Origin of the sequence: Streptomyces sp. NPDC020917, assembly GCF_044333795.1 — a bacterium.
Lineage (GTDB): Bacteria > Actinomycetota > Actinomycetes > Streptomycetales > Streptomycetaceae > Actinacidiphila.
In genome coordinates, this window is the sequence record NZ_JBIRRR010000003.1 from 370,632 (window position 1) to 392,628 (window position 21,997).

At 68.6% G+C, this 21,997-nt stretch carries 12 protein-coding genes; 4 read left to right on the top strand and 8 right to left on the bottom strand.

Annotated features, from left to right (window positions below):
• The first annotated feature begins 461 nt into the window (after positions 1 to 461).
• Positions 462 to 1,499 (top strand): DMT family transporter, encoded by a 1,038-nt coding sequence (locus ACH4TG_RS08780; RefSeq protein WP_398241457.1) that lies wholly within the window; start codon positions 462 to 464, stop codon positions 1,497 to 1,499.
• Complete coding sequence (locus ACH4TG_RS08785; RefSeq protein ID WP_398241458.1) at positions 1,474 to 2,466, top strand: aldo/keto reductase; 993 nt, start codon at positions 1,474 to 1,476, stop codon at positions 2,464 to 2,466. Before ACH4TG_RS08780 ends, ACH4TG_RS08785 begins: the two co-directional genes overlap by 26 nt.
• 95 nt (positions 2,467 to 2,561) lie before the next feature.
• Here ACH4TG_RS08785 and ACH4TG_RS08790 read toward each other — a convergent pair whose 3' ends face one another.
• The 5 genes from ACH4TG_RS08790 to ACH4TG_RS08810 all read right to left on the bottom strand — a co-directional run bounded on the left by ACH4TG_RS08790 (position 2,562) and on the right by ACH4TG_RS08810 (position 10,719).
• Positions 2,562 to 6,050, bottom strand: coding sequence for a carbohydrate-binding protein (locus ACH4TG_RS08790; RefSeq protein WP_398241459.1), 3,489 nt, complete (start codon positions 6,048 to 6,050; stop codon positions 2,562 to 2,564).
• Between the two features lie 156 nt (positions 6,051 to 6,206).
• Entirely contained in the window at positions 6,207 to 7,520 is a 1,314-nt protein-coding gene (locus tag ACH4TG_RS08795) for a Gfo/Idh/MocA family protein (protein WP_398241460.1), read from the bottom strand.
• Positions 7,521 to 7,528: 8 nt separating this feature from the next.
• Positions 7,529 to 8,398, bottom strand: a complete 870-nt coding sequence (locus ACH4TG_RS08800; protein ID WP_398241461.1) for a carbohydrate ABC transporter permease — start codon at positions 8,396 to 8,398, stop codon at positions 7,529 to 7,531.
• A complete protein-coding gene (locus tag ACH4TG_RS08805; RefSeq protein WP_398241462.1) occupies positions 8,395 to 9,255 on the bottom strand; it encodes a carbohydrate ABC transporter permease in 861 nt (286 codons plus the stop codon). The genes ACH4TG_RS08800 and ACH4TG_RS08805 overlap by 4 nt, the downstream gene beginning before the upstream one ends.
• Positions 9,256 to 9,408: 153 nt before the next feature.
• The gene (locus ACH4TG_RS08810) at positions 9,409 to 10,719 is read right to left on the bottom strand and encodes an ABC transporter substrate-binding protein (RefSeq protein WP_398241463.1); all 1,311 of its coding nucleotides are present in this window, start codon (positions 10,717 to 10,719) and stop codon (positions 9,409 to 9,411) included.
• A 162-nt stretch (positions 10,720 to 10,881) separates the two neighbouring features.
• Between ACH4TG_RS08810 and ACH4TG_RS08815 the strand changes: the two genes are divergently transcribed.
• Entirely contained in the window at positions 10,882 to 12,078 is a 1,197-nt protein-coding gene (locus ACH4TG_RS08815) for an ROK family protein (protein ID WP_398241464.1), read from the top strand.
• A 60-nt stretch (positions 12,079 to 12,138) separates the two neighbouring features.
• Here the strand turns inward: ACH4TG_RS08815 and ACH4TG_RS08820 are convergent, their stop codons facing one another.
• Positions 12,139 to 12,915: a phytanoyl-CoA dioxygenase family protein gene (locus ACH4TG_RS08820; protein ID WP_398241465.1), complete on the bottom strand. Its 777-nt coding sequence runs from the start codon at positions 12,913 to 12,915 to the stop codon at positions 12,139 to 12,141.
• Positions 12,916 to 12,979: 64 nt separating this feature from the next.
• On the opposite strand from ACH4TG_RS08820, the gene ACH4TG_RS08825 reads away from it, so the two are divergent.
• Positions 12,980 to 13,876, top strand: a complete 897-nt coding sequence (locus ACH4TG_RS08825) for an AraC family transcriptional regulator (RefSeq protein WP_398241466.1) — start codon at positions 12,980 to 12,982, stop codon at positions 13,874 to 13,876.
• Positions 13,877 to 13,966: 90 nt separating this feature from the next.
• Here ACH4TG_RS08825 and ACH4TG_RS08830 read toward each other — a convergent pair whose 3' ends face one another.
• Both ACH4TG_RS08830 and ACH4TG_RS08835 read right to left on the bottom strand, forming a co-directional pair.
• Positions 13,967 to 17,620, bottom strand: coding sequence for a glycoside hydrolase family 3 C-terminal domain-containing protein (locus ACH4TG_RS08830; RefSeq protein ID WP_398241467.1), 3,654 nt, complete (start codon positions 17,618 to 17,620; stop codon positions 13,967 to 13,969).
• Positions 17,621 to 17,697: 77 nt separating this feature from the next.
• Positions 17,698 to 21,252 (bottom strand): beta-galactosidase, encoded by a 3,555-nt coding sequence (locus ACH4TG_RS08835; RefSeq protein WP_398241468.1) that lies wholly within the window; start codon positions 21,250 to 21,252, stop codon positions 17,698 to 17,700.
• Between the last annotated feature and the right edge of the window lie 745 nt (positions 21,253 to 21,997).

The following is a 21,997-nucleotide window of genomic DNA, read 5'->3' on the forward strand; positions in this document are numbered from 1 at the left end:
CTCCGTCAGGCGACCGCGGAACCGGCGCGGGCAAGGAGTGGCCCTGGGGATCGGTCACCTGGAGGCTGCTGCTCCTGGCCGGGAGCGCCAGTCGCATCAGGGTGGGCATGAGTCTGGGTGCGGGAGCCCAGCCCGTCAAGACCTTAGATAGGATTCATAGGCCAGCACCCGTCACATGGATGGGAAACATGAAGGCGTCGCGCTCGACCGATCACCCAGGGGGTTTTGCCGTCACCTGATCGCTTCGTAGGCTGCGGAGGCGGGTCGCACGAGTGGGCCCGTTCGACGTGACCACCGGAAACCCGTAAGCCCGAATCGTGAACTTCCAGCAAAATGAGGGCGTTTATGTACCCCACCTTGCAGGCACCAACCCCGGATGTCTGTGAACCTTCGCGGCGCATGAAAAGTCCCCCGAGACCCACGGCCGCGAGCCGGCCTGGCTGCCCGTGCGCGGTAAGTCAGTGACACGCCTGGCGGCCGACGGCACCGCCCCGCGGCTCGGCTGGACACCGAGCCTGCTCATGGCGGGCGGCCTGGTGGCCCTGCTGTCCCTCACCTGGTTGCTGTCCGGTGCCCTGGTGGCCCGCGCCGAGCCCTTCGCTGTTGCGGCCGGTCGTGCGACGAGCAGCTTCGTCGGGCTCTCGTTGGTCGCCGCCGCGCGGAGCGCGACCAGGCGCCCTGCGCTGAAGGCCGCAACACGCCGTCCTGTTGGGGCTGTCGTTCTGGGTGCCCTGGGCGTCTTCGGCTATTCGGCGGCGTCCGTCTGGGCCATCGGCCTGATCGGGGCGGCGACCACCAACGTCATTCTCACCTTGCTTCCTTGCATGACGTTCCTGCTCGGTCTGTGGCTCTTCCACGAGCCCCCTGGCGCCGCTGCCGTCATGGGTACCTGCGTGGCCGTGGCCTCGGCGGCTGCCTACGGACTCCTCGACCACGGCCGAGGGCTCGGGATCCGCGGTGAGGTCACACCGTCTCGCGCGCTGCTCGGCGTGCTGGCCGCTCTCGCTGCCGTCGTGGCGATGGCGTTCTACTCGCACCTCTACGGCAGGCTCGCTCCCGATACTTCGTCGTTGGTCGCCCTGCCATCGGTGTTCGGGGCCGGGGCGACGATGCTGTTGCTCCCGGCGCTCGCGCGAGGCGCCTTCGGCTCTCTCACGCCGGCGCAATGGGGCGAGATCGTGCTGCTGGGCTGCGGGGTGTACGTGCCGGCGTACGTGATCCAGCACGAACTTCTCCTGCGCCGGGGCCCGCTGTTCACCACCAGCGTGTCCTTGGCGGTCCCGTTCTGCGTACGGCTGTGCACATGGGGGCTCGGCAAGGCCGGTCCGCCGAGCCCGCTCGTCGCCGTCCTCCTTCTGGCGTGCTGCTGCGGAGTCCTGCTCACGCTGCCGCGAACCAGAAATCACACCCCCGGGCCCGCAACTCCCGGAGCCGCAAAGCCGACCGACCACCTCCCGAGAGGCACCAGCACTCATGCGCAAGACCAGTCTCGGCCGTAGCGGCGTCAGCGTCACCGGCGTGTCGTTCGGTGCCGCAGGGCTCGGCAATCTCGGCACCGAGGTCAGTGAGGAACAGGCACGTGCCACGCTGGATGCCGCCTGGGACGCCGGCATCCGCTACTTCGACACCGCTCCCCACTACGGACTGGGCCTGTCCGAGCGACGCCTGGGTGAAGCCCTACGACACCGGCCGCGTGCCGAGTTCGTCGTCTCGACCAAGGTGGGCCGGCTGCTGCGGCCCAGGTCCGACACGAGTGGCAGCGACATCGCGAACGGCTTCGCCGTCCCCGCCACGCACGAACGGATCTGGGACTTCAGCGCCGCCGGCGTGCGTACCAGCATCGAGGAGAGCCTCACCCGCCTCGGCCTGGACCGTATCGACGTGGTCTACCTGCACGATCCGGACCACCACGAACACCAGGTCTTCGCCGAGGGCTACCCGGAGTTGGAACGGCTGCGCGATGAGGGTGTCATCGGCGCCATCGGCGCGGGCATGAACCAGACCCGGATGCTCGACCGCTTCGTCCGTGACACCGACGTCGACGTGGTCCTGCTCGCCGGCCGCTACACCCTGCTCGACCAGACCGCACTGGACTCGTTGCTGCCGGACGCCTTCCGGCGCGGTGTCTCCGTCGTCATCGGCGGGGTCTTCAACTCCGGCCTGCTGGCCGCCCCTAGGTCCGGCGCCACCTTCGACTACGCGCCCGCACCCTCTGCCCTGCTGGACCGTGCACTGCGCATGGAGACCGTGTGCGAGAACCACGGTGTCCCCTTGCGGGCCGCGGCCCTGCAGTTCCCCTTCGGCCACCCGGCCGTATCGAGCGTGCTGGTGGGCGCCCGCTCGGCCGAAGAGGTACGCGACGCCGCGGCGCTCTCCGCCCGGCCGCTGCCCGCCGCGCTGTGGGCCGACCTGCTCTGCTCCGGCCTGCTCCCGGCCGGTGTCCCCCTTCCGACCGACCTACCGTGATCCTGCGGCCCGAGCCGATACCGGCTCGGGCCGCGGATCCCGTTCGTGCCGTGGGCCTTCCTTCCGGGAGTCCAGGACGGTGCGGGGAGTCCTTGCTAGGGATTCGACAGCTGGAAGGATGCGAAGTTCCAGTTGTTCTGTACCACCAGGATGGTGAGGGTGTGCAGGCCGGATGTCAGGGACACGGTGTCCTTCACCGTCTCCCAGCTGTCCCACCCACCGCTGGACGGCAGCGACGTCGTCTTCTGCGCCACACCGTCGACCAGCAGCTGTACCGCGCCGGTGTGGCCGGCGTTGACGGCCACCCGGTAGCCGACCGTGTAGACACCACTGGAAGCGACGTCGACCTTGTAGTCCATGGAGTCGTTCGGAGCCAGATACCCCACGGCCGACCCCTCCGACCCCGACACGGTCTGGATCGCACCGGACTCCGCGTCGTAACTCACGGCGGAGATGGTGCCCGGAACACTCTGTGCCACGTATGCCAGCTTCGCCGACTCCAAGTTCCAGCCGCCGGCCGTGGCCTGGAGGCAGATGGTGTGTATTCCGCTGGTCAGGGAGACCGTGTCGTTGACGGTGGTCCAGTTCTGCAGGCCGCCGGTGGAAGGTAGGGCGGTCTTCCGGGCTGACGTGCCATCGATCAGCAGGTTGGCCTCTCCGGTGGAGCCGGACCCCACGGCGACGCGGTACCCGAGACTGTAGGCACCGGTCCTGGGAACGATGAGCCGGTAGTCGAGGTAGTCGCCGGCGTGGAGCGGGCCGGCGAACTCGGCACTCTCCGGGGCCTGAGCAGTGGAGACATGGACGCCGGAGGACCGGTAGAAGTCGGTCGCGGTGAGGCCCCCGCCGAGTGGGACGGGTGTGGGCAGCGCGGGAGCCTTGCCGCCACCTTTGCCGCCGTGGACGCTGACCTGGTCGTAGTAGGAGACGCCCTTGCCGTCGTCACTGCCCAGCTCCAGGTGGCTGACGCCGGTGATGCCGCTGAGCGTGGCGACCACGGTGCCGTCGATGGAGACGGTGACGCCCTTGCCGCTGGTGTAGTCCCAGGTGGCCTGGTGCCAGCCGTACGAGCGGGGCACCGTCGTCGCCGTCTCGGTGGAGCCGTTCTGCAGGACGTAGTCCGTCGAGCTCAGCGTGGTGTCGATCCCCAGCCCGACCGCGTGCTGCCCGTCGTCGGCCCGTGCGAGCGACTTCACAGTCGTCGGCCGCGAGACCCCGGAGTCGTACGCCGCCAGATTGGCGTTCTGCCGGTCGTAGAACTGCACGGAGACCAGCTGGTGAAGTGGCTTGCCGAAGTCACGGACCAGGACCGGTTTGCTCCCGGCCGGCGCGTCGTCGCTGTCGATCTCCAGCGCTCCCTTGCCGCCGAGCACGCCCTCGGACATGAACTCGGGGGAGGTCTGCGGCGCCACACCGCGGTAGGACCACTTCGTGAGGTCGAGCCCGGTCTCGAACGCGTCCTGGAAGGAGACGTTCTTCGGAGAGGCGGGCTTGGTCGTCCGCGGCCGGTATCGGTCCGGGAACGCCGCCGTCAGGCCGATGTTCGCGTAGTCCATCCTGGAGTCGTCGAACGTGGCCAGCTGGTTGACGAGTGTGCCGTAGTCGATGTTGGTGTTGGTGAGGCTGATCGTGTCCTTGTACTCCAGGATCGTGTTCAGTTCCGCGTTGAAGTTCTGCGGGTTGACGGCCTTCAGATTGCTGACCTGGAAGCCGGAGTCGCCCATGTCCAGGTTCATGCCGTTGGGCGCGTAGTCGGTCATACCGGGGTTCGCCCCGACCTTGTCGATCAGCATCTGGTCGACGTAGTTGGGCCGGTTCGCGTTCGGGCCGTCGGTCCCGCGGTACAGCTCCGCGCCGAAGAACGCGCCGTCGTCGCCGCCGTCCTGCTGCAGGCCGTGCAGGTAGTCGTGGCTGAAGACGTTGTCGTGCGCGTACAGGTCGGTCATCCGGTGGTAGCCGTTGTCGTTCGGCGTGGCCGAGCCGGTGTTGCGCGGCCAGCCGCCCATGACGAACAGCGCGCGGCGCGGGGAGTTGTAGATCTCGCTGTGGGAGACGGTGTTGGCGGTGGCGTTGTTGATCGTCACGCCGGAGGTCTGGCCGACGAGCTGTCCGATGTCGTGGATCAGGCAGTCGGTCACGACGTTGTTGTTGGTGTAGCTGTTGCCGGAGGCGTCGCCGCCGGTGCCGGGATAGCCGCCCTCGATGTTCACCCCGCCGTGGCCGGTGTCCTCGATGAGCGAGTGCGAGATCGTGACGTGGTCGACACCGAGGTAGAGCTCGATGCCGAACATCCCGGCGTTCTTGATGTGGGCGTCGGTGACCGTGACATGACTGGCATTGGTCATCCGGATGGTGCCGGTCTGGAACTCGACCCGCTCGCTGGTCTCGCTGTAGGACGGCAGGGTGGCGCCGGCGGCCTGCGGCGGGTAGGTACCCATGCCTCCGCCGCCGTCGCCCCAGTTCCAGCCGTAGGAGTAGTAGTCGGGGAAGTCGGTGTCCTCGAACTCCAGCCCGCTGAAGGTGATGTTCGAGGCCGGGCTCGTCCGGGACGCCCCGGCGACGTTGACGATGTTCTCGGTCGTCGGGACGACGATCGACTCGTTGTTCGGGTTCGCCCCGTTCACCGGGTAGTAGTAGAGATCACCGGTCGTCTTGTTGTAGTAGTACTCCCCCGGGGCGTCCAGGAAGCCCAGGTTGCCCTGCAGGAAGTACCGCGACCCGCTGTAGACCGGGTACTTGGGCCGGTTGAGCTCGGGATGGCCGGGCACCGACTTGAAGGTGATCGTGTCGGTGGAGGTGTCGACGCTCCCGATCGGGATGGTGTCGGTCATCCAATCCTTGCCGAAGTCCCACACGTAGAGCTGGGCGTCCAGCTGGTTGTTCTCCTGGGCGTCGACCAGCCCCTTCACCGCCGCCGACGACGCGGGGAGATCGGCGTCGCTGTAGGTCATTCCCGTCATGCCGCCGCCGGTCGCCTTGGAGTACGGGCCGGGCACGGACGGGAACCGCGGGTCGACGGCAAGGTTCGGCGTCCGCGCCATGGTCGCGCGGGTGTCGTCGACATACAGCGTGTTGAAGTCGGTTCCTGTGCCGACGTGGGTCTTGTACACGTGTCCGTCGGCGCCGGCCGGCAGATCGGTGTCGCTCCCGGTGCTGCTCGTGACGAGGTTCCAGGCCGAGGTGACCCGGTTGCCGCCGACGAACCTCGCCGAGCCGACGGGGCTGCCCGGGGCGTTCTGGTAGATGACCTGGTGGCCACCGGTCCCGGAGTCGGACTGGTTGAACGTCACCGGCTTGGGCGTGTAATAGGTGCCCGGCTCGATGTTGACCACGATGTCGCCGGTCTGCGCGCCCGAGGCCAGAGTGTGGTTCACGACCTGCCGGGCGTGATCGATCGTGGCAAACGGGTGCCGGCTGTCACCGGCGTTGGCGTCGTTGCCGGGGGTGCGTGGATCGTTGGGCGAGGCGACCCAGTAGGTCGTCGGGGCAGCGGCATGGACCACGCTGGGATACATGACCAGGCCGACGAGCACGGACAGGCCGACCAGGCCTGTCGCGCCGCGGCGTGCGAGTGCAGTCCTCACTGTTGATGACTCCTCATGCTGATGGCCGACGTTGTGCGGCGCGGGCATCGGCGACTGTCGCCGGCACCTTTCGGAGGCACCGCCGAGCGGGTACGGAGCGGGCCAAAGGACAGCTCCGTACCCGCCCTTGTGGCGTCGCTTTCCGGTCGGTCTCCTTCACTTTCCGGCGGGTTCGAGGGCGACCACCGAAGCAGTGCGGCGTGCCCGCTCAGCGGCGAAGACGACGCGGTGGCCGGCCAGGCTGTCCCGTAGACGGGACGGGACGTCCTCGGGTGTGCCGTTGCGCAGCGCGCGGATGAAGGACTCGAACAGCCCCCGGTCGCCTCCGCCATGGCCGTCGACAGCGGCGTGGCCGCCGGCGCCTGCGCCGGCCTCGGTGTCGATCACCCTGGTCTGCTCCGACAGGAAGTCGAAGACCTGCAGGTAGCGTCCGTCTCCGGTGATCTGCCCGCGGGTTCCGAATATCCTGGTCTTCCGGTTGGCGCCCTCGCAGAACGCCGTCAGCGTGAAGCTCACCGTCGCGCCGCCCTCGAACTCCATCTGGACCACCTGGTGGTCGACGACGTCGTTGTCGCTGGCGTAGACGCAGCGTCCGTACGGACCGTGCGCCAAGGCGTGTTCGACCTCTTCTGAGCTGAGCCCGCCGGCCATCACCAGGGCGTTGTACCCGTCGACGGAATCCGGGGCGCCCACGCCCCGGCGATACACCCGGGCGGCGGAGAACGCGCAACTCGCCTCGATCGAGCAGTCGACGCACCGGTCGGCCGCACCAGCCGGCCGGTTCGCGGCGTTGAAGTGCTTCAGGCTGCCGAACGAGGCGACCTTCTCCACCGGGCGGTCGACCAACGACATGAGCCAGTCGATGTCGTGGCAGGACTTGGCCAGCAGCAGCGGGCTCTCGTCCGTGCGGCGCCAGTTGCCCCGGACGAAGGAGTGAGCGAAGTGTGAATGCCCGATCGGTTCGAGGTGCTCGATCGAGGCGATCTCACCGATCGCACCGGAGTTGAGCAGATCCTGAAGTGCGAGGGTGTAGGGGGTGTACCGGAGCACGTGGCACACCGCGGCGGTCACTCCGGCCGCCTCGACGGCGTCCACGATCTTGACGCATTCGTCCTCGGTGGTCGCCATCGGCTTCTCCAGCAGGATGTGGTAACCCCGTTCGGCGAAGGCCATCACGGCGTCCACATGCTGGTGGTCGAGCAGGCTGATGACCACGACGTCGGCCAGGCGAGGCGCCGCGGCCAGATCGCGCCAGTCCTCGAAGACGTTCTCGGCGGGAACGTCGAACTGCTCCACGAACCGCCCTCGTGCGATCGGCCGGGGTTCGGCCACCGCCACGACCTGCACCGGCTCGGGCAGTCGGACGGCGGTGTTGGCGTAGGCGAAGCCCCGCGCCCCACCGCCGGCCACGGCCACGGTCAGAGGTCGGCCGGACGTGCCGCTTGACTCGGGAAAAAGCGAGCCGGACATGGTGATGGTCATCCCTTCGTGGCCCCGCCGAGCAGGCCCTTGACGAAATACCGTTGGAAGAAGAGGAACAGGATCAGGATCGGAATCGTGGCCAGCACCATGAACGCGAACACCGCTCCGTAGTCGGACACGTGCTCGCTGATCTCGCGGTACATGCCCACCGTCACGGTGCCGCCGTTCGCCGGCCCCAGAACGATCAGCGGGGTGACGAAGTCGTTCCACACGCCGACCGCGGTGAAGATCAGAACGCTCGCCGCCGCCGGCCGCATGAGTGGGAAGACGATCGACCAGAACGTCCGCAGCGGCCCGGAGCCGTCCAGCGCGGCCGCCTCCTCGAGCTCCATCGGGATGTTCCTGACGAAGCCCATGAACAGGAGGACGCCGAAGGGCATGTTCGCGGCGATGTTGGCGAGTACCAGACCCAGGACCGAACCCATCAGGTTCGCCCGCCCGAGCACCTCGGTGACCGGTTCGAGCGTGACGGTGTTCGGGATCATCAGGCCGGCCAGGACCAGCAGCGTGAGGACGCGCGCGGAACGGGTGGTCGTTCGCACCAGGTAGTGGGCCAGCAGGGCGGAGAGCAGCGTCGCGGCGATGACGGACAGGGCCGTGACCTGAACGCTGTTCACCAGCCCCGACCAGAACAGGTTGTCGGGCCGGCCGGCGACGTTCCGGATGTTGGCCAGTGTCGGGTGCGAGGGGAGCGCACCGGGGTGGGCGAAGATGTCCGTACCCGGCTTGAACGTGTTCACCAGCACCAGGTAGACGGGCGTGATGAAGACGACCGTGACGGCCAGGGCGGTCAGCGTCCGCAGCGGGCTGGTCGCCGATCGCGTGCGTCGCGGCGCAGTGCGGGCGGTCCGGGCTGTCAGGGTCACAGTTCGACCTCTCTGCGGCGCAGGAAACGGAGTACGACGAAGGACACGACCGCGATCAGCACGAGCATCAGCGTGGCTTTCGCCGCGCCGTAGCCGACGTGCGGGCCGGAGACCCCGGTCTCCACGACGTCGAACGCCAAGGTGCTGGTGGTACCGGTGCCCGGACCGCCGTTCGTCATGACCTTGACCGGGTCGTACACCTTGAACCCGCCGATCATCAGCAGCACCGTGCAGATGGTGACCGCCGGGGCAAGCATCGGCCAGGTGACGGTCCGGAACCGGGTCACCGGGCCGGCGCCGTCGATGGCCGCGGCCTCCGTCAGCTCCTGTGGAATGCCCTGCAGCGCCGCCAGGTAGATGACAACGCAGATCCCGAGCAGCTGCCAGCAACAGATCGAGGCGACGGTGTAGAGGGCGATGCCCGGGTCGGACAACCACCCCGGCGGATGCGCGACGCCCAGGCCGTGCAGGATCCGGTTGGCCAGCCCGTCGTCGGACAGGATCGTCTCCCAGATGACGCTGACCACCACGGAGGACAACACCACGGGGATGAAGAACACCGCCCGCATCGCGTTGAACACCCAGCCCCGCCGGTCCAGCAACACGGCGACCGCCAGCCCGAGGACGTTGGGGACGATCGTGACGATCAGGGTGATGATCAGCGTGTTCCGCAGGGTCTGCAGATAGGCGGGGTCGTGGAACAGGTCCTCGTAGTTCCGAAGTCCCACGAAGTGGGTGACCGCACGGAATCCGTTGCGGTCGGTGGTGCTCGTCCTGATGGCCATCACCATCGGCACGAGCACCAGCGCCGCGTAGATGACGAATCCCGGCATCGCGAACACCAGGAAGCGGTACATCCCGCTCCCCCGCTTGCGGCTCGCCCTGGCGGGCCGCAGCGCGCCGGGCCGCTTGCGCGCTGGTTCCGTCGGTCTGTGTGTGGTGGCCGGGCTCGGCCGGCCTGCGTCTCTCACGCCTTGCATGTGCCGCTCCAAGGTCAGGGCCCGAAGGGGCTACCGCGTCGCCGCGGTGTACTGCTGGTCGAGGTAGGCCGCGAAGTCCTTCGGCGACTTGCGACCGGTGATCAGGTCGACGATCGCCGCGTTCAACTTGTCGGAGAAGCCGGGGGGAAGGGAGCCGTCGCCGGAGGTGTTCATCCAGGCCGGCACGGTCTGGCCGGCAGCTTGCGCCTTCTGGTAGGTGTCGAGGGTCTGCTTGTACATGGGGCCGACGTCGGCCGGCGGCGTGTAGCCCTTGATGCCGATGATGGTTCCGTCGGTCTTGACGCTGCTGTCGAGGTTGGTCTTGTCCTCGGCGAACGCCAGAGCCCACTTCTTGGCCAGGTCGACGTCCTTGGCGTGGGAGTTGACCATCAGCCCGCCGCCGGTGACGACCGGGACGATGTTCTTCCCCGCATCGCTGGGCCAGCCGAAAAGGCCGACGTCGAAGGAGGGCTTCGTCTTGTCCACCGAGGCGGAGAACCACGAGCCCATCGGGTACATCGCTGCCTTGTTGCCGCGGAACGCCTGCTCGACGTCCGCGTAGGAGCGGCTCAGCCCGGCCTTGTCGATGTATCCCTTGGCGGCCAGATCGGCGACCTTCTGGGCCGCCCCCACGAAGGCCGGGTCGGTGAACTTCACCTTGTTGTCGGCACGCTGGGTGAACCAGTCCGGGGTCTTGGTCAGGACGTCGGCCGACACGGTGGCGCCGAGACCGAAGGCCGCCGCCCAGGTGTCCTGGCCACCGCCGCCGATCTCCAGGGGGGTGATCCCCACCGCCTTCAGCTTCGCGCAGTCGGCGAGGAACTCGGCGTAGGTGGCAGGCGGGCCGGCTATGCCCGCCTTGGCAAAGTCCTGCTTGTTGTAGTAGACGAGGGGGATCGGCTGGACGTTGAACGACAGGGCGTACGTCTTGCCGCCGATCTCGCCGGCGTGCGGGTCGACGAAGTCCTTCATGTCGTCCGCGCTCCAGGGCGCGAGCTCGCCCTTCTGCGCGAAGCCGTCCGGCGCGATGCTCGTCATGATGTCCGGCGCCTGGCCGGAGGCGTAGAGCTGCTGCAGGTAGGCGGTGCTGTTCTGCCCGACCAGCTTCTTGATGGTCACCCCGGGGACCTTCGCGGTCGCGCGGGCGATCGCGGCGTCCCAGTACTGGCTGGTCAGGTTGGGGTTCTCGAACGTGAGGAAGGTGAGCGTGACGGTCTTGCCGTCGCCCGAACTCTGGCTGACGCTCTTCGTACTCCCGGCCGTGCAGGCGCTCAGTGCGGTCGCGGCGGCCAGCGCCATCACCGCGGCCACTCGGGATCTGGATCCACGCAGAACAGGCATGCCGATTCTCCTTCGAGGAATGTGGGCGGGCGGAGCACGCGCCGGACGCGGGGCCTTCCCTCGCGGCCGGGGCATCGACCCCATATTTTTAATTAAACTTTGTTTTTTATTCGGATGGCTGGTAGTGTGGCAGCTCACATCGAGAGCGTCAAGGGGTGGGAAATGGCTGGTCTGAGCGGCGATCCATCGGTGCTGCGCAGGCTCAACTCGGCGGCTGTCCTGCAAGTTCTGCACCGAGCACTGCTGCCCGGGACGGCACAGCCCAGCACCGCACCGCAGACCGCCGCGATGACTCTGACCGAGATCACGAAGGCCGTGGCCTTCTCGCGGCCGACCGTCGAGGACGTCGTCGAGGCACTCCTGGAACAGGGGCTGCTGAACGAACTGCAGCCCACGGAGAACCGCTCGGCGGGCCGGCCCGCCCGCCGGTTCGGCTTTCGTACCGACGCCGGCCACGTGCTCGGCGTCGACATCGCCCCCGAGTGGGTGCACGTCCTGGTCGCCGACCTGGTCGGGACGGTCGTGGCCAGCCATCGCGCCGTGGTCTCGCGGCAAGCCGACGGTCCCGAACGCGTGGCCGCGCTACGGGGCGCCGTCACTCGGGCACTTGCCGCGCCACCGGCCGGGGAACGGCCCATCCTGGGTGCTGCGGTCGCGACCACCGGCATCGTCGACACAGCCGGCCGCGTGGTGCTGGCCACGGTGCCCGGGTGGACCGGAGTGAACATCACGGAAGCACTCACCGACATCGTCGACGCACCGATCGTCGTGGAGAACGACATGCGCGCCGGCGCGATCGCCGAACGCTGGATCGGGGCGGCCATCGCTGCGGACAACGTCGTGTACCTGCACGCGGGCCTGCGCATGGGCACCGGATTCCTGATCGACGGCCGGGCCCCCCGGGGCTACCACGGCGCCGCCGGGGAACTCACGCAGGCAGGGGGGAAGGGAGCGCTCAAGGCGTATCGCCGCCTGCTCGGCTACTTGCCCATGGCCGATCCCGAACAGTCCGCGGTGACCGAAGGCTCGCCGGAGGACGTGGAGTCGCTCTTCGCGGCGGCAGCCCGCGGTGAAGCCGCCGCGAAGTCCGCGGCGAAGGACTTCGCCCACGCGTTCGTCAAAGCCGTCGAGGGTCTCATCGTCACCATCGACCCCGAGGTCGTCGTGGTCGGCGGCAGCCTGGCCCTGGCCGGCGACGTCGTGGCCGAACCGATCCGCAACCACCTCGCCAGTGCATGCGTCTTCCCGCCGCGCGTCGAGGTGTCCCCGATGGGCGACGACTCGGTCGCCCTGGGCGCCGTCCGGATCGCGCTGGACCAGGTCGAGGCCCGGCTGTTCCTCAACGGGCACCGGCCGTAACACGCGAACGCCGGCCGCACGGCACTGCGAGCCACCGCACCGTCCGAGCAGAACGCGGCCTCAGCCGGAGGCACCGCCGTTCCGGACGGCGCGTACGTTGCTGCTGAGCCCGTGGTCCATGCCCTGGTCACGCTCGAGTTGGATCATGGCGGCCGAGCGGTAGTTGAGGATGTAGGCACGGCGGTGGCCGTCGGTGCTGTTGCCGCGGGAGTAGTGCAGGGTGGCTCCGCCGTGGGCGGCGGCCTCCCCGGGGTTGAGCGGGACAGGGGCGGCCCCCGGCTCGTTCTCGGAGCAGTCGCACTCGATGGCTCCGCCTCCCCCGCCCGCGGGACGGTGCGGGCGGATGGGTGTGCCGTGGGAGCCCCGGACGTACCACATGCAGCCGTTGTCGATGGTGGACGGATCGAGGGCGACCCAGATGGACACCGCTCGGGTGTCGGGCAGGTCGACCCAGTAGGCGGCGTCCTGGTGCCAGGGGGTGGGCGTATTGCTGTGCGGGGCCTTGTCGATGAGCATGTCGAAGTCCAGGACCATGTCGTCACCGGCCAGTTCCCGGGCGACCGCCAGCGCCCGCTGGTGCAGCGGCAGGTCGAGCAGTTCCGGATGGAGCGCGGACGGCCACATGATCTGGGTGATGTTCTCCGTGGCACCGCTCGGGACGCCTGCTGCGGAGCCCAGGTCGGAACGCTTGTCCCCGGCATCGATCTCCCCGTTGAGGAACCGGTCGTAGATGGCGCGGTACACCTTCACCTCGTCCGGGGACAGCAGGAGGCCGGTGGGCGTGTACCCGTCGGTGTGGAAGGCCAGGCGGCGTGAGTTCCGCGGTTGAGTGGTCATACGGCGACGCTAGGGCCGCGGTCGCGGTTTGGGCGTGCGGGTTCCTCCGCCGTAGATTTCGGCCATGCCCGCCGAGACCTCGCCGCACAGCCGTCCCGGTTGCAGCGACGAGGTCGACCTGGCGGCGACGGACGAGCGGACGATCGTCGACCTCGCCGGGCGGGGCCTGGAGCCGCTGGTGGCGTTGGGCAGGTACCGGTACCTGCGTGCGCACGGCCCGTTGCCCGCACAGCGCCACTGCTCGCTGCTGGTACTGGCCATGCCCGGCAGAGGCTCGTTCACCTTCGAGGTCGACGGACGCGCGCGGGAGGTCGTTCCCGGCCGCGTGCTGTGCGTGCCGCCCGGCAGGGCGTATCTGACCGGGACCGACGTGCAGGCCCGCGGGGAGCTGACCTGGCTCATCGCCCGCCGCTCCGCTGACGACGCGTCGGTGCTGGGCCGTGCGGTGGCTTTGATGGCCGATCCGCCCGAGTCATTGGTGTGGGACGTGTCCAGGGAGGCGGCGGCCGACCTCCGGCGTGCCTTCGCGCTGGCGGCCGGCCCGGCGGGCTGGCTCACCGAGGCGCGGTTGCAGTACCTCGTCTTCGGGGTCGTGCTCGACCTGGCCGCGTCGATGACGGCCGCCCGCGTTCCCAGTCCCGCCCACCGGGGCGTCGCCCGGAGCCTGGCATGGATCGACACGCACTTGTCGGAGGCGGTCGACGCGGCCGACCTCGCCGCCGTGTCCGGTCTGTCGACGAGCCACTTCTACGAGGCGTTCCGGGAGATGACGGGCACCAGCCCGAAGGACTACCTCCTGCGTCGCAAGACCGATCGGGCGCGGGCGCTGCTGGAGAGCGACCCCTCGGCCACCGTGACCGAGGTCGCCTATGCGCTCGGCTTCTCCTCGTCGCAGTACTTCGCCACGGTCTTCCGTCGCTACCAGCACTGCGCACCCTCCGAGTGCCGTCGTCGCCAGTGAGCGGAGCGTTCCGGCGCCGGTTCGGCATCCTGTGGGCCTTGCGCGGGCGCGCGGACGGCGCCGGGTGGCGCCGGCCGCGCGCGAGGGGCATCAGCCGATTGCGGTGGAGAAGATGTGCAGGGTGGTCCCGCCGGAGATGCTGGGCAGCGTGACGTAGGCCGCGGTCTTGCCGGCCGCCAGTGACACGGTCGCGGCGTAGACGTTCACCTCGTGATCCGTCCGGCCGCTGGTCGAGTTGACGTACGGGAGGGTGGCGAGGATGTCGCTGGAGGCTGTCGGCCACCAGAAGTCGGCGAAGCCCAGCTGGTAGGTCTGGGTCGTGCCGTCGGTATAGGTGATCGTGCCGGTGCCGGAGGTCGCGCCGGCGGCGGAGAAGCCCAGGAAGCCGATCTTGGTGCCTGTTCCCGCGACCGGGAAGGTCTGGCCCTTGGCGGTGATGTTGTCGGGCGTTCCGGGTGCGGTGTCGGGCCAGGTGAAAGTCAGCCCGTCATGCTCGACCCGGGCTCCGGGAGTGAGGCCCGCGGCGGTCAGCGTCTGCGCGGAGAGGCTGGCCCCGACGCCGTCCAGGTCGGCTCCCTTGGTGTCGCTGTCGTCGCTGATACCGATGTTGTTGTACGCGGCACTGGCCGAGGGGTAGGCCACCACGATCTGGCTCTGCGCCTCGTCGTGTCTCTGCGCGCCGTTGTAGGTGGCCTCGGCGGTGAGCGCGTAGCTGCCGGGTTCGACGTCGGGGGGTGCGGTGATCTGCCAGGTGGCCGTCACGGACTGTCCCGGTGCGATGCTGGAGAAGGCGGTGGGCGAGGTCGCCCGCAACGTGACGCCGCCGGCAGCCGTCAGGGCTACCGAGGCGCTGCGCATCGTGCGGGGGCCGGAGTTGGTGTAGGTCGCGGTCACCGTCGCGGTGGCACCGGCCTTGACCGGGGATGGCCGGCTGACGGCGAGTTCGTGGTGCACGGTGATGGCCGTCGAACCGGTGACGCCACCGACGGTTGCGCTGATCGTGGCGACGCCGTTGTCGACCGCGGTGACGACGCCCTTGTCGTTGACGCTGGCCACGGCCGGATTGCTGCTGGAGTAGTGGACATGGGCTGTGGCGGGATCGACGAACGAACCGTCGTCGTTGACCGCCTCCACCACGCGGTCGGCACGTACGCTCATGTTCCGGTCCGGCTCGGCGGCCGGAGAGGTGTCGTCCTCGATCCAGCGGTTCCTGCCCGTCAGGTCGATGGTGTCGCCGGCCGTGTAGTCCACGTTCTCGGGCTGCACCGTGACGTACTGGACCTTCGGGGTGAGGGCGCCGGCGACGGAGACGTCCACCGAGGAGGCGATGTCCGACGCGCTGGATCCGACCTGGAACTGGTAAGTCCCGTCGTAGACGACCGACTTCATCGCCGAGGAGTCCCAGAACGCCAGGTCGGCGATCTTGACTGGCAGCGTGATCGCCTGCTTCTCGCCGGGGGCCAGCGTCCGGGTCTTCTGGAATCCGGCAAGGCGCTTGATCGGCAGCGGCACGGGCTTCGTTCCGGCGGGAGCGGTGACATGCGGAGTGGCCGCGTACAGCTGCGCCACGGCGGCTCCGGGCACCGAGCCCGTGTTCGTGACCGTGACGTGCACGTCGACGGTGCCGTCTGCCTTGACCGAGTGCTCGTCGACCGTGGCCCGCGAGTAGGCGAAGTCGGTGTAGCTGAGGCCGTGCCCGAAGGGGTAGGTCGGGGTGCCGGTGAAGTACTGGTACGTGCGGCCGAGGCCGCCGGTCGCCTCCGGGGCGAGCCCGTAGTTTTCCATCGGGGGGAGCTGGGACTCGTCCTTGTACCAGGTGAAGTCCAGGTGCCCGCTGGGGTTCTGCTTGCCGAACATCACATCGGCCAGCGCCGTTCCCTGGCTCTGGCCGTTGTAGCCGCTGAACAGGATCGACGGGAACCGGGCCTGGATGTCGTCGATCTTCACCGGGCCGTTGGCCTGGAGGACGAGTGCGGTGCGGGGATTGCCCAGCGCCGTCGTCTGGTCGATCAGCGAGCTGTAGTTGCCCGGCATGGCCAGGGACTTGCGGTCGGTGTTCTCGGTGGCGTTGTCCATGTTGGTGCCGGCGAACACCACCACCAGGTCGGCCTTCTTGACCGCGGCCTGCGTCGACGCGCTCAGCTTGGCGGCCGACGTGGCGGTGCTGGAGGTGCCGGCGGCGTCGAACAGGATGTTCGCGCTCGGGTTCGCCGCCTTGATCGCGCTCGTCAGCCCTTGTACCGCGTTGACCTGGTGGGTCGGGGTTCCGTCATAGCCGCCGAGGGTGACGGTGCCGGCCATGTCGCCCAGGATCACGACGTTGTCGAGCTTCGCGGGGTCCAGCGGGAGCAGCGGTGCCGTGCCCGAGGCCGGCTTGTCGTTCTTCAGGAGCACCAGGTCGTTGGCCGCCATCTTCTCGGCCAGTGCCTGGTGTTCCGGGCTTTCGATGTTCGCCTTGGTGATCGATGTGTAGGGGACCTTGCTCGTCGGGTCGAACTCACCCGTTGCCATGCGCGTGGTGAAGACGCGAGTGAGCGCGGTGTCGATGACGCCTTCGCTGAGGAGCCCGGCGTTGATCGCCGCCCGCAGGTTGGCCGCCGAGTTCTCGAAGCCGTAGCAGTTGAGGTAGGTGCCGGCCCGCAGCGCGTACGCCTCCGCGCCGGCCTGGGCGGAGATCGTGGCTCCGGTGGTGGTGTTGGTCCAGGTGGAGTCGTCACCCAGGCCGTCGGTCTTCCAGCCTGGCGGGGCCCAGTTGTGCCCGGCCGCGTACCAGGGGTCGGTGGGCAGGTCGTAGACGGTGGCCACGGCCCCGCAGTCTCCCGTGGTGTAACCGGAGAACCCGTAGGTGCGCTGCGCGATCTGGTTGGCGGTGTAGGTGTTCACCACCGCGGGCGTCCCGTTGATCGCGTTGTACGACGTCATCAGGCCCGAGACGTGGGAGTCCTCGATCAGGCTCTTGAACTGCGCCGTGTAGTAGTCGCGGAGGTCGGCGTCGGTGACGACCGAGTCGGAGGCCTTGCGCATGCCCTCGACGTTGTTGAGCGCGAAGTGCTTGGCGGTGGCGGCGACCTTCAGATAGCCGTTCGCGGACCGCCCGGTCGGCGTGTTGCCCTGATAGCCGTTGACGAAGGCCCCGGCCATCCGGCCCACCAGGTAGGGGTCCTCGCCGAAGTCCTCGTCGTTGCGGCCCCAGCGGGGGTCGCGGTCCATGTTGACCGTCGGCGCCCAGAAGGTCAGCGAGCCGTAGTCGGTCTTCGACGCGCCTATGTTGTTGGGGGCGACGCCGAACAGGCTCTTGTCCAGGTACCCTCGGACCTCGTCGGAGATCGCGGTCGTCTCCTGGTACATCAGGTCCTTGTCCCAGCTCATCGTCGCCGCGAAGTTCACCGGGAAGCTCGTCGCGGGAGGATGGTCCGATCCCCCGGGGTTGTTGGTTCCCGCGCCCATGTAGCTGACCCCGTGCGCGCCCTCGCTCCAGTAGGTGTAGTCCTGCACCCCCAGACGGGGGATCGCCGGCGCGGTGTCGGTGTTGAGCTGCGCGGCCTTCTCGTCGAAGGTCATCCGCGAGACCAGGTCGGCCGCGCGTTCCGCGAAGGAATACCGGGTGTCCAGGTAGACGGGTGTGGTGGTCGCCGTGTCCGCCCCCGCCGCCGGTCGGCTGAAGCCGGCGAGGCCGGTCATGCAGGCGAGCGAGGCCAGAGCGGCCAGGAGGGCGCGCCGTCTGCGGGCTGTGCGTCGTGCCATCGGATGACTCCTTGATTCGGGAACCCGGTGGTGGGCGGCGTTCGGAGCCCGCCCGCCACCGGGTTCAGGAGCGTCGTCTAGCTGCAGGTGAGGACGGGGTTGACCCAGTCGCCGTGGTCGTTGCCGTTGCCGTTGCCGCCGTCGCCAACGTTCAGGTCGAGGACCTGGCCGCCGGTGACGGGGACGTCGATGGTGACGGGCGCCGACTGCCCTGTGAGCACAGGCGTGGTGGTGAGGACCTTCCCGTCCAGGACGACGGAGAAGGTGGACGAGCCCGGGTCGCCGTTGTCGATTCCGACCGTGGCGGTGAACCGGCTGCACCGCCCGCCGAGATAGACCTGCACGTCGCTGGGCGAGTTGGTACCGAGCCCCTTGGCGTAGACGACACCGCCAAGCTTGAGCGGTGTGCCGTCGCCGGCGGCCTGGCCGCCGACGCTCTGGTCCCGTTCGACCGGTCCCCAGCCGTTCGTTTCGGACAGGAAGGGCAGGTCGCTGACCTGGCTGGTGCCGGCCGGCGGCGGGGCGGGCACCGACGGGACGACGCGCTCGTCGGTGAGGGTCTGCGACCGGCCGCCGCGGGTGAACCGCACGCTGGTGACCAGCGGGTTCACCTTGCCGGGGGTGGCCGGTGCGGTGACGTCCCAGGTGAAGGTGGCCGACCCTCCGCCGCTGATCCGGACCGGATCGGCCGTCGCGGCGTGCGGAGTGACGGTCCAGCCGCTGGGTGCGGTGAGCGTGGCCGTGACGTCGGTGGCCGGAGGCGTGTCCGCGGGCACGCTGACCGTCGTGGTGGCCGTGAAGGAGTCACCGCCCTGGACCGATCCGGGCGCCTGGAGGGTGACCGTCGGCTGGCTCTGCGACGGCATGGCGTATCGCGTCTTGTCGTAGCGGGGGCTGTCGTTCTGGGCGACCTTCAGCGAGGAGGCGTAGCTGCCGTAGTTGGTGAGCTCGACCTTTCCGAGTCCGCCGGTGGAGCCGTCGAGGTTCCACACGGCGATGGCGATCCGGTTGTTCCGGTTGGGGTTCAGGATGCCGTTGGGTACGGGGAAGCTGTGCTGCGGGCCGAGGTAGTTGACGTAGTTGCCCATGTCCCAGCCGTTGACGTAGATCTCGGCGCGGTACTTGCGGGACGGGTTGTCGGTGAAGGTGAGGCCGAGGGAGGTGTCCTGGCCCTGGGGCGTGTTCAGGTTGACGTCGGTGGTGTACCAGGAGACGCCGGGGGTGGTGTCGGTGGCGGGCAGGGTGGTCGGGGTCCAGTTCCCGGTCGGGTAGCCGGGCAGCATCCAGCCGGCGCGCTCGCCGTACAGGCCACCGGTGGCCAACGGGCCGCGGACCGGGTCGACCGGGCTCTCGCCGCCGCGGTTGCCCTGCAGCCGCCAGGTGATGCCGGCGAGCGGGTCACCGACCAGGGCGGCGCTTCTCAGACCGCGGACGGTGCTGCTGTCGGACTGCCCCCAGTTCTCGTCATGCCCCATGTTCACGGTCAGGACGGAGACGACGTTGTCGCCGCCGTCCTTGAGGACGCCTGCCGGGAAGGTGTACGTCTTCTGGCCGTCGGCGGTGGAACTGCCCAGGAAGGTGCCGTTGAGCCACACCGAGGACGCCCCCGCGACACCGCCGCTCGTGGTGGACAAGGTGATGCCGGTCGTCCTGCTGCTGCCGGTGAAGCGGCCGCGGTACCAGGTGGAGCCGGTGTGGAAGCCGTAGTCGTCGGCGAAGAGGACCGGGAGGGTGGCGGGCGTGGTGATCTTCGATGTGGTCTTGTCCGCCACCTGCCAGGACGAGTCGTTGAAGCCGGGCTGCGACTCCGGGGACTCCTGGATGTGCTTCCAGTTGGTGAGCGCGGGCAGGGTGACCGGGGCGGCGGTGGGGAGGGTGCCGGTCAGGTCGCCGCCGTCCGCCGAGCCGGTGTGCACCGGTTTGCCGTTCCAGGTCAGGGAGTTGGCCGTGGACCAGACCTCGACCGAGCCGTCGCTGCCGGTGTCACCGCTCAGTGCCAGCGACGCGCCGTGGGCGGAGGCGCCGCGCAGCAGGTGGGTGCCGCGGACCAGGACGGGGCCTGCGGTGGTGTCCTGCCGCCAGAAGGTCTTGGCGGTGTCGGTGTCGGCGAGCAGCAGCAGGAGCGGGTGGCCGCCGCCCTTGATCTGCACGCGGGTCAGACCGGTGTGGCGGTAGTTCAGGCGCAGGTCGCCGGTGGCCGGATCCCAGGTGGAGGTGACGTCTCCCCCGGTGGCCGTCACGGTAGGCCGGGTGGCGTAGTGCAGGACCGTCTCACCGTCGGAGCCGTGGTCGCCGTAGAGGACCGCGACGTCCTGGCCGCCGATGGTGGCGTTCGTCATGATCTGCGAGGTGGAGTAGCGCAGCAGGTTCTTCGCACCGAGGTCGTAGTTCGCGACGATGATCGAGGACTGCCGTCCGTTCAGCGTCAGTTCCGTGCCCGGCTCCTGCGGGACGGTGTAGGACTGCCCGGCGACGTCGAGCTTCAAGTGCGCGCTGTCGGTGCTGGTCGCCGTGGAGTCGGTGTGCCGCAGGACATGGAACTGCGTGCCGGTGTCGGGGTTGGCCCGCGCGGTGTCCGTGATCTTCGCGTTGTCGGTCGCCACCGCGGGCATGGCGTCGGTCTTGGTCAGCGGCGCGACGGCCTGGGTGAAGTAGCCGATCAGCTTGTCCTGGTCGTACTTCGGGTCGAGCTGGCGCGTCTCGCGGATCGCCGCGCCGTAGTCGTACGAGGTGTAGTGGCTCATCATGCCCAGCCAGCCCCAGTTGGTGCCGCCGTAGAGCATGTAGAGGTTCTGCATGGTCGCGCCGACCGCGATGTTCTGCTTGGAGGAGACGTCGGCGAACTGGTCGTTGATCAGCTGCGCGCACTTGTCGTAGCCGGGGCCGCCCCACCAGTCGAACGCGCCGGCCTGGAACTCGGCGGTCACCAGCGGCCTTCCGGCCGGGTGGTCGTAGCTGATGTCCGGGACGCCGTTCCACTTCGACGGGTTGGAGCAGTCGAAGCCCATCGGGTAGGAGTCGACCGCGTCCACATCCAGGGCGCCCAGACCGGAGTTGAACGTGCCGTCGTTGTTGCCGACCAGCGGCACGCTGATGCCGTCCGCCCTGGCCTTGTCCTCCAGGTGCTTCATGTACGCCCGGGCGCCCGCACTGCTGTCGTAGAACTCGTTCTCGACCTGGTACTGGATCACCGTGCCGGTGCCGTTGGTCAGTTGGTGGCGGGAGAGGATGCGGTCGATCTGCGTCTGCCACTCGTCGGAGTACTTCAGCCACGTCGGGTCGGTGGTGCGGGTCTCGGTGACCTTGTTGTGCAGCCAGGCCGGGAATCCCCCGCCGTCCACCTCGGCGTTGATGTACGGACCGGGGCGGGCGATCACGTAGATGCCCAACTGGTCCGCCATGTCCAGCAGCTTGTCCACATCGCGCACGCCGGTGAAGTCGTAGACCCCGGGCGCGGGCGAGTGGTAGCCCCAGTCGAAGTACACCGACACCGCGTTGAAACCGGCGGCCTTCATCTTCTGCAGCACGTCCAGCCATTCGCCCTGGCTGGGCAGCCGGAAGTAGTGGAACTCCCCCGACCACAGGTACACGCGCTTCCCGTCGATCTTGTACGAGTAGCCGTCGTAGGTCACCGAATGAGTGGTGCCCGTGGGCTTGACGGGCTGCTCGGCCTGCGCCGCCGGCGGTCGCGACGCCGCCGTCGCGCTCCCGGCCAGCCCCAGCCCACCGAGCAGAGCCGCGGCGGTACAGGAGGCCAGACAGCGATACAGAAGCCGGCGTCTCGCGCCAGTCGAACTCATGAGGAACCTCCGGTAGAGGGATCACTACGCTGAAACGCGGAAGGTGGTGCTGCCGGTCCCGCCAGCTGTCCCTCGTATCGCTGCCTGCGCGTACAGGGGGTGTCTCGCTGAGGGCAGACCTCCTCGCCGCGTGCGTGGGGGGCGGCGGATGGAGCGAGGCGAGCATTAATGAACGAAACACCACCGAACTGAACGTAATCAATCAGACTCGCTCATCCGCCTTGAGCGTAGGTACGCACCTCCGGCGCGTCAAGACTTCACACAGGTAACACCCCCGTAGGAGCCATCTACCAGGAACTTGGCCCAGACCTAGACCACTTGACGGTCAATCACTCCACAGCCGACCGGCGGAGTCCATGACATCCAGCTGTTCGGGTCTGATTGATCTGGCAGAGAACAGCGCAATCGTGCGAGAGGCTGCACAAAGTCAATCGGTCACTCGACCGTCGAGGGAGGTCAGGGCTCGGCCGCGTCGAACGGCCAGCCGCAGCAGACCGCACCGGGCGCCCATCTGCACTGGTTCCTCTGCTCGTTTCGACGTCAGCAACACAGCCAGCGCCCAGAACCGGCGCCCCGG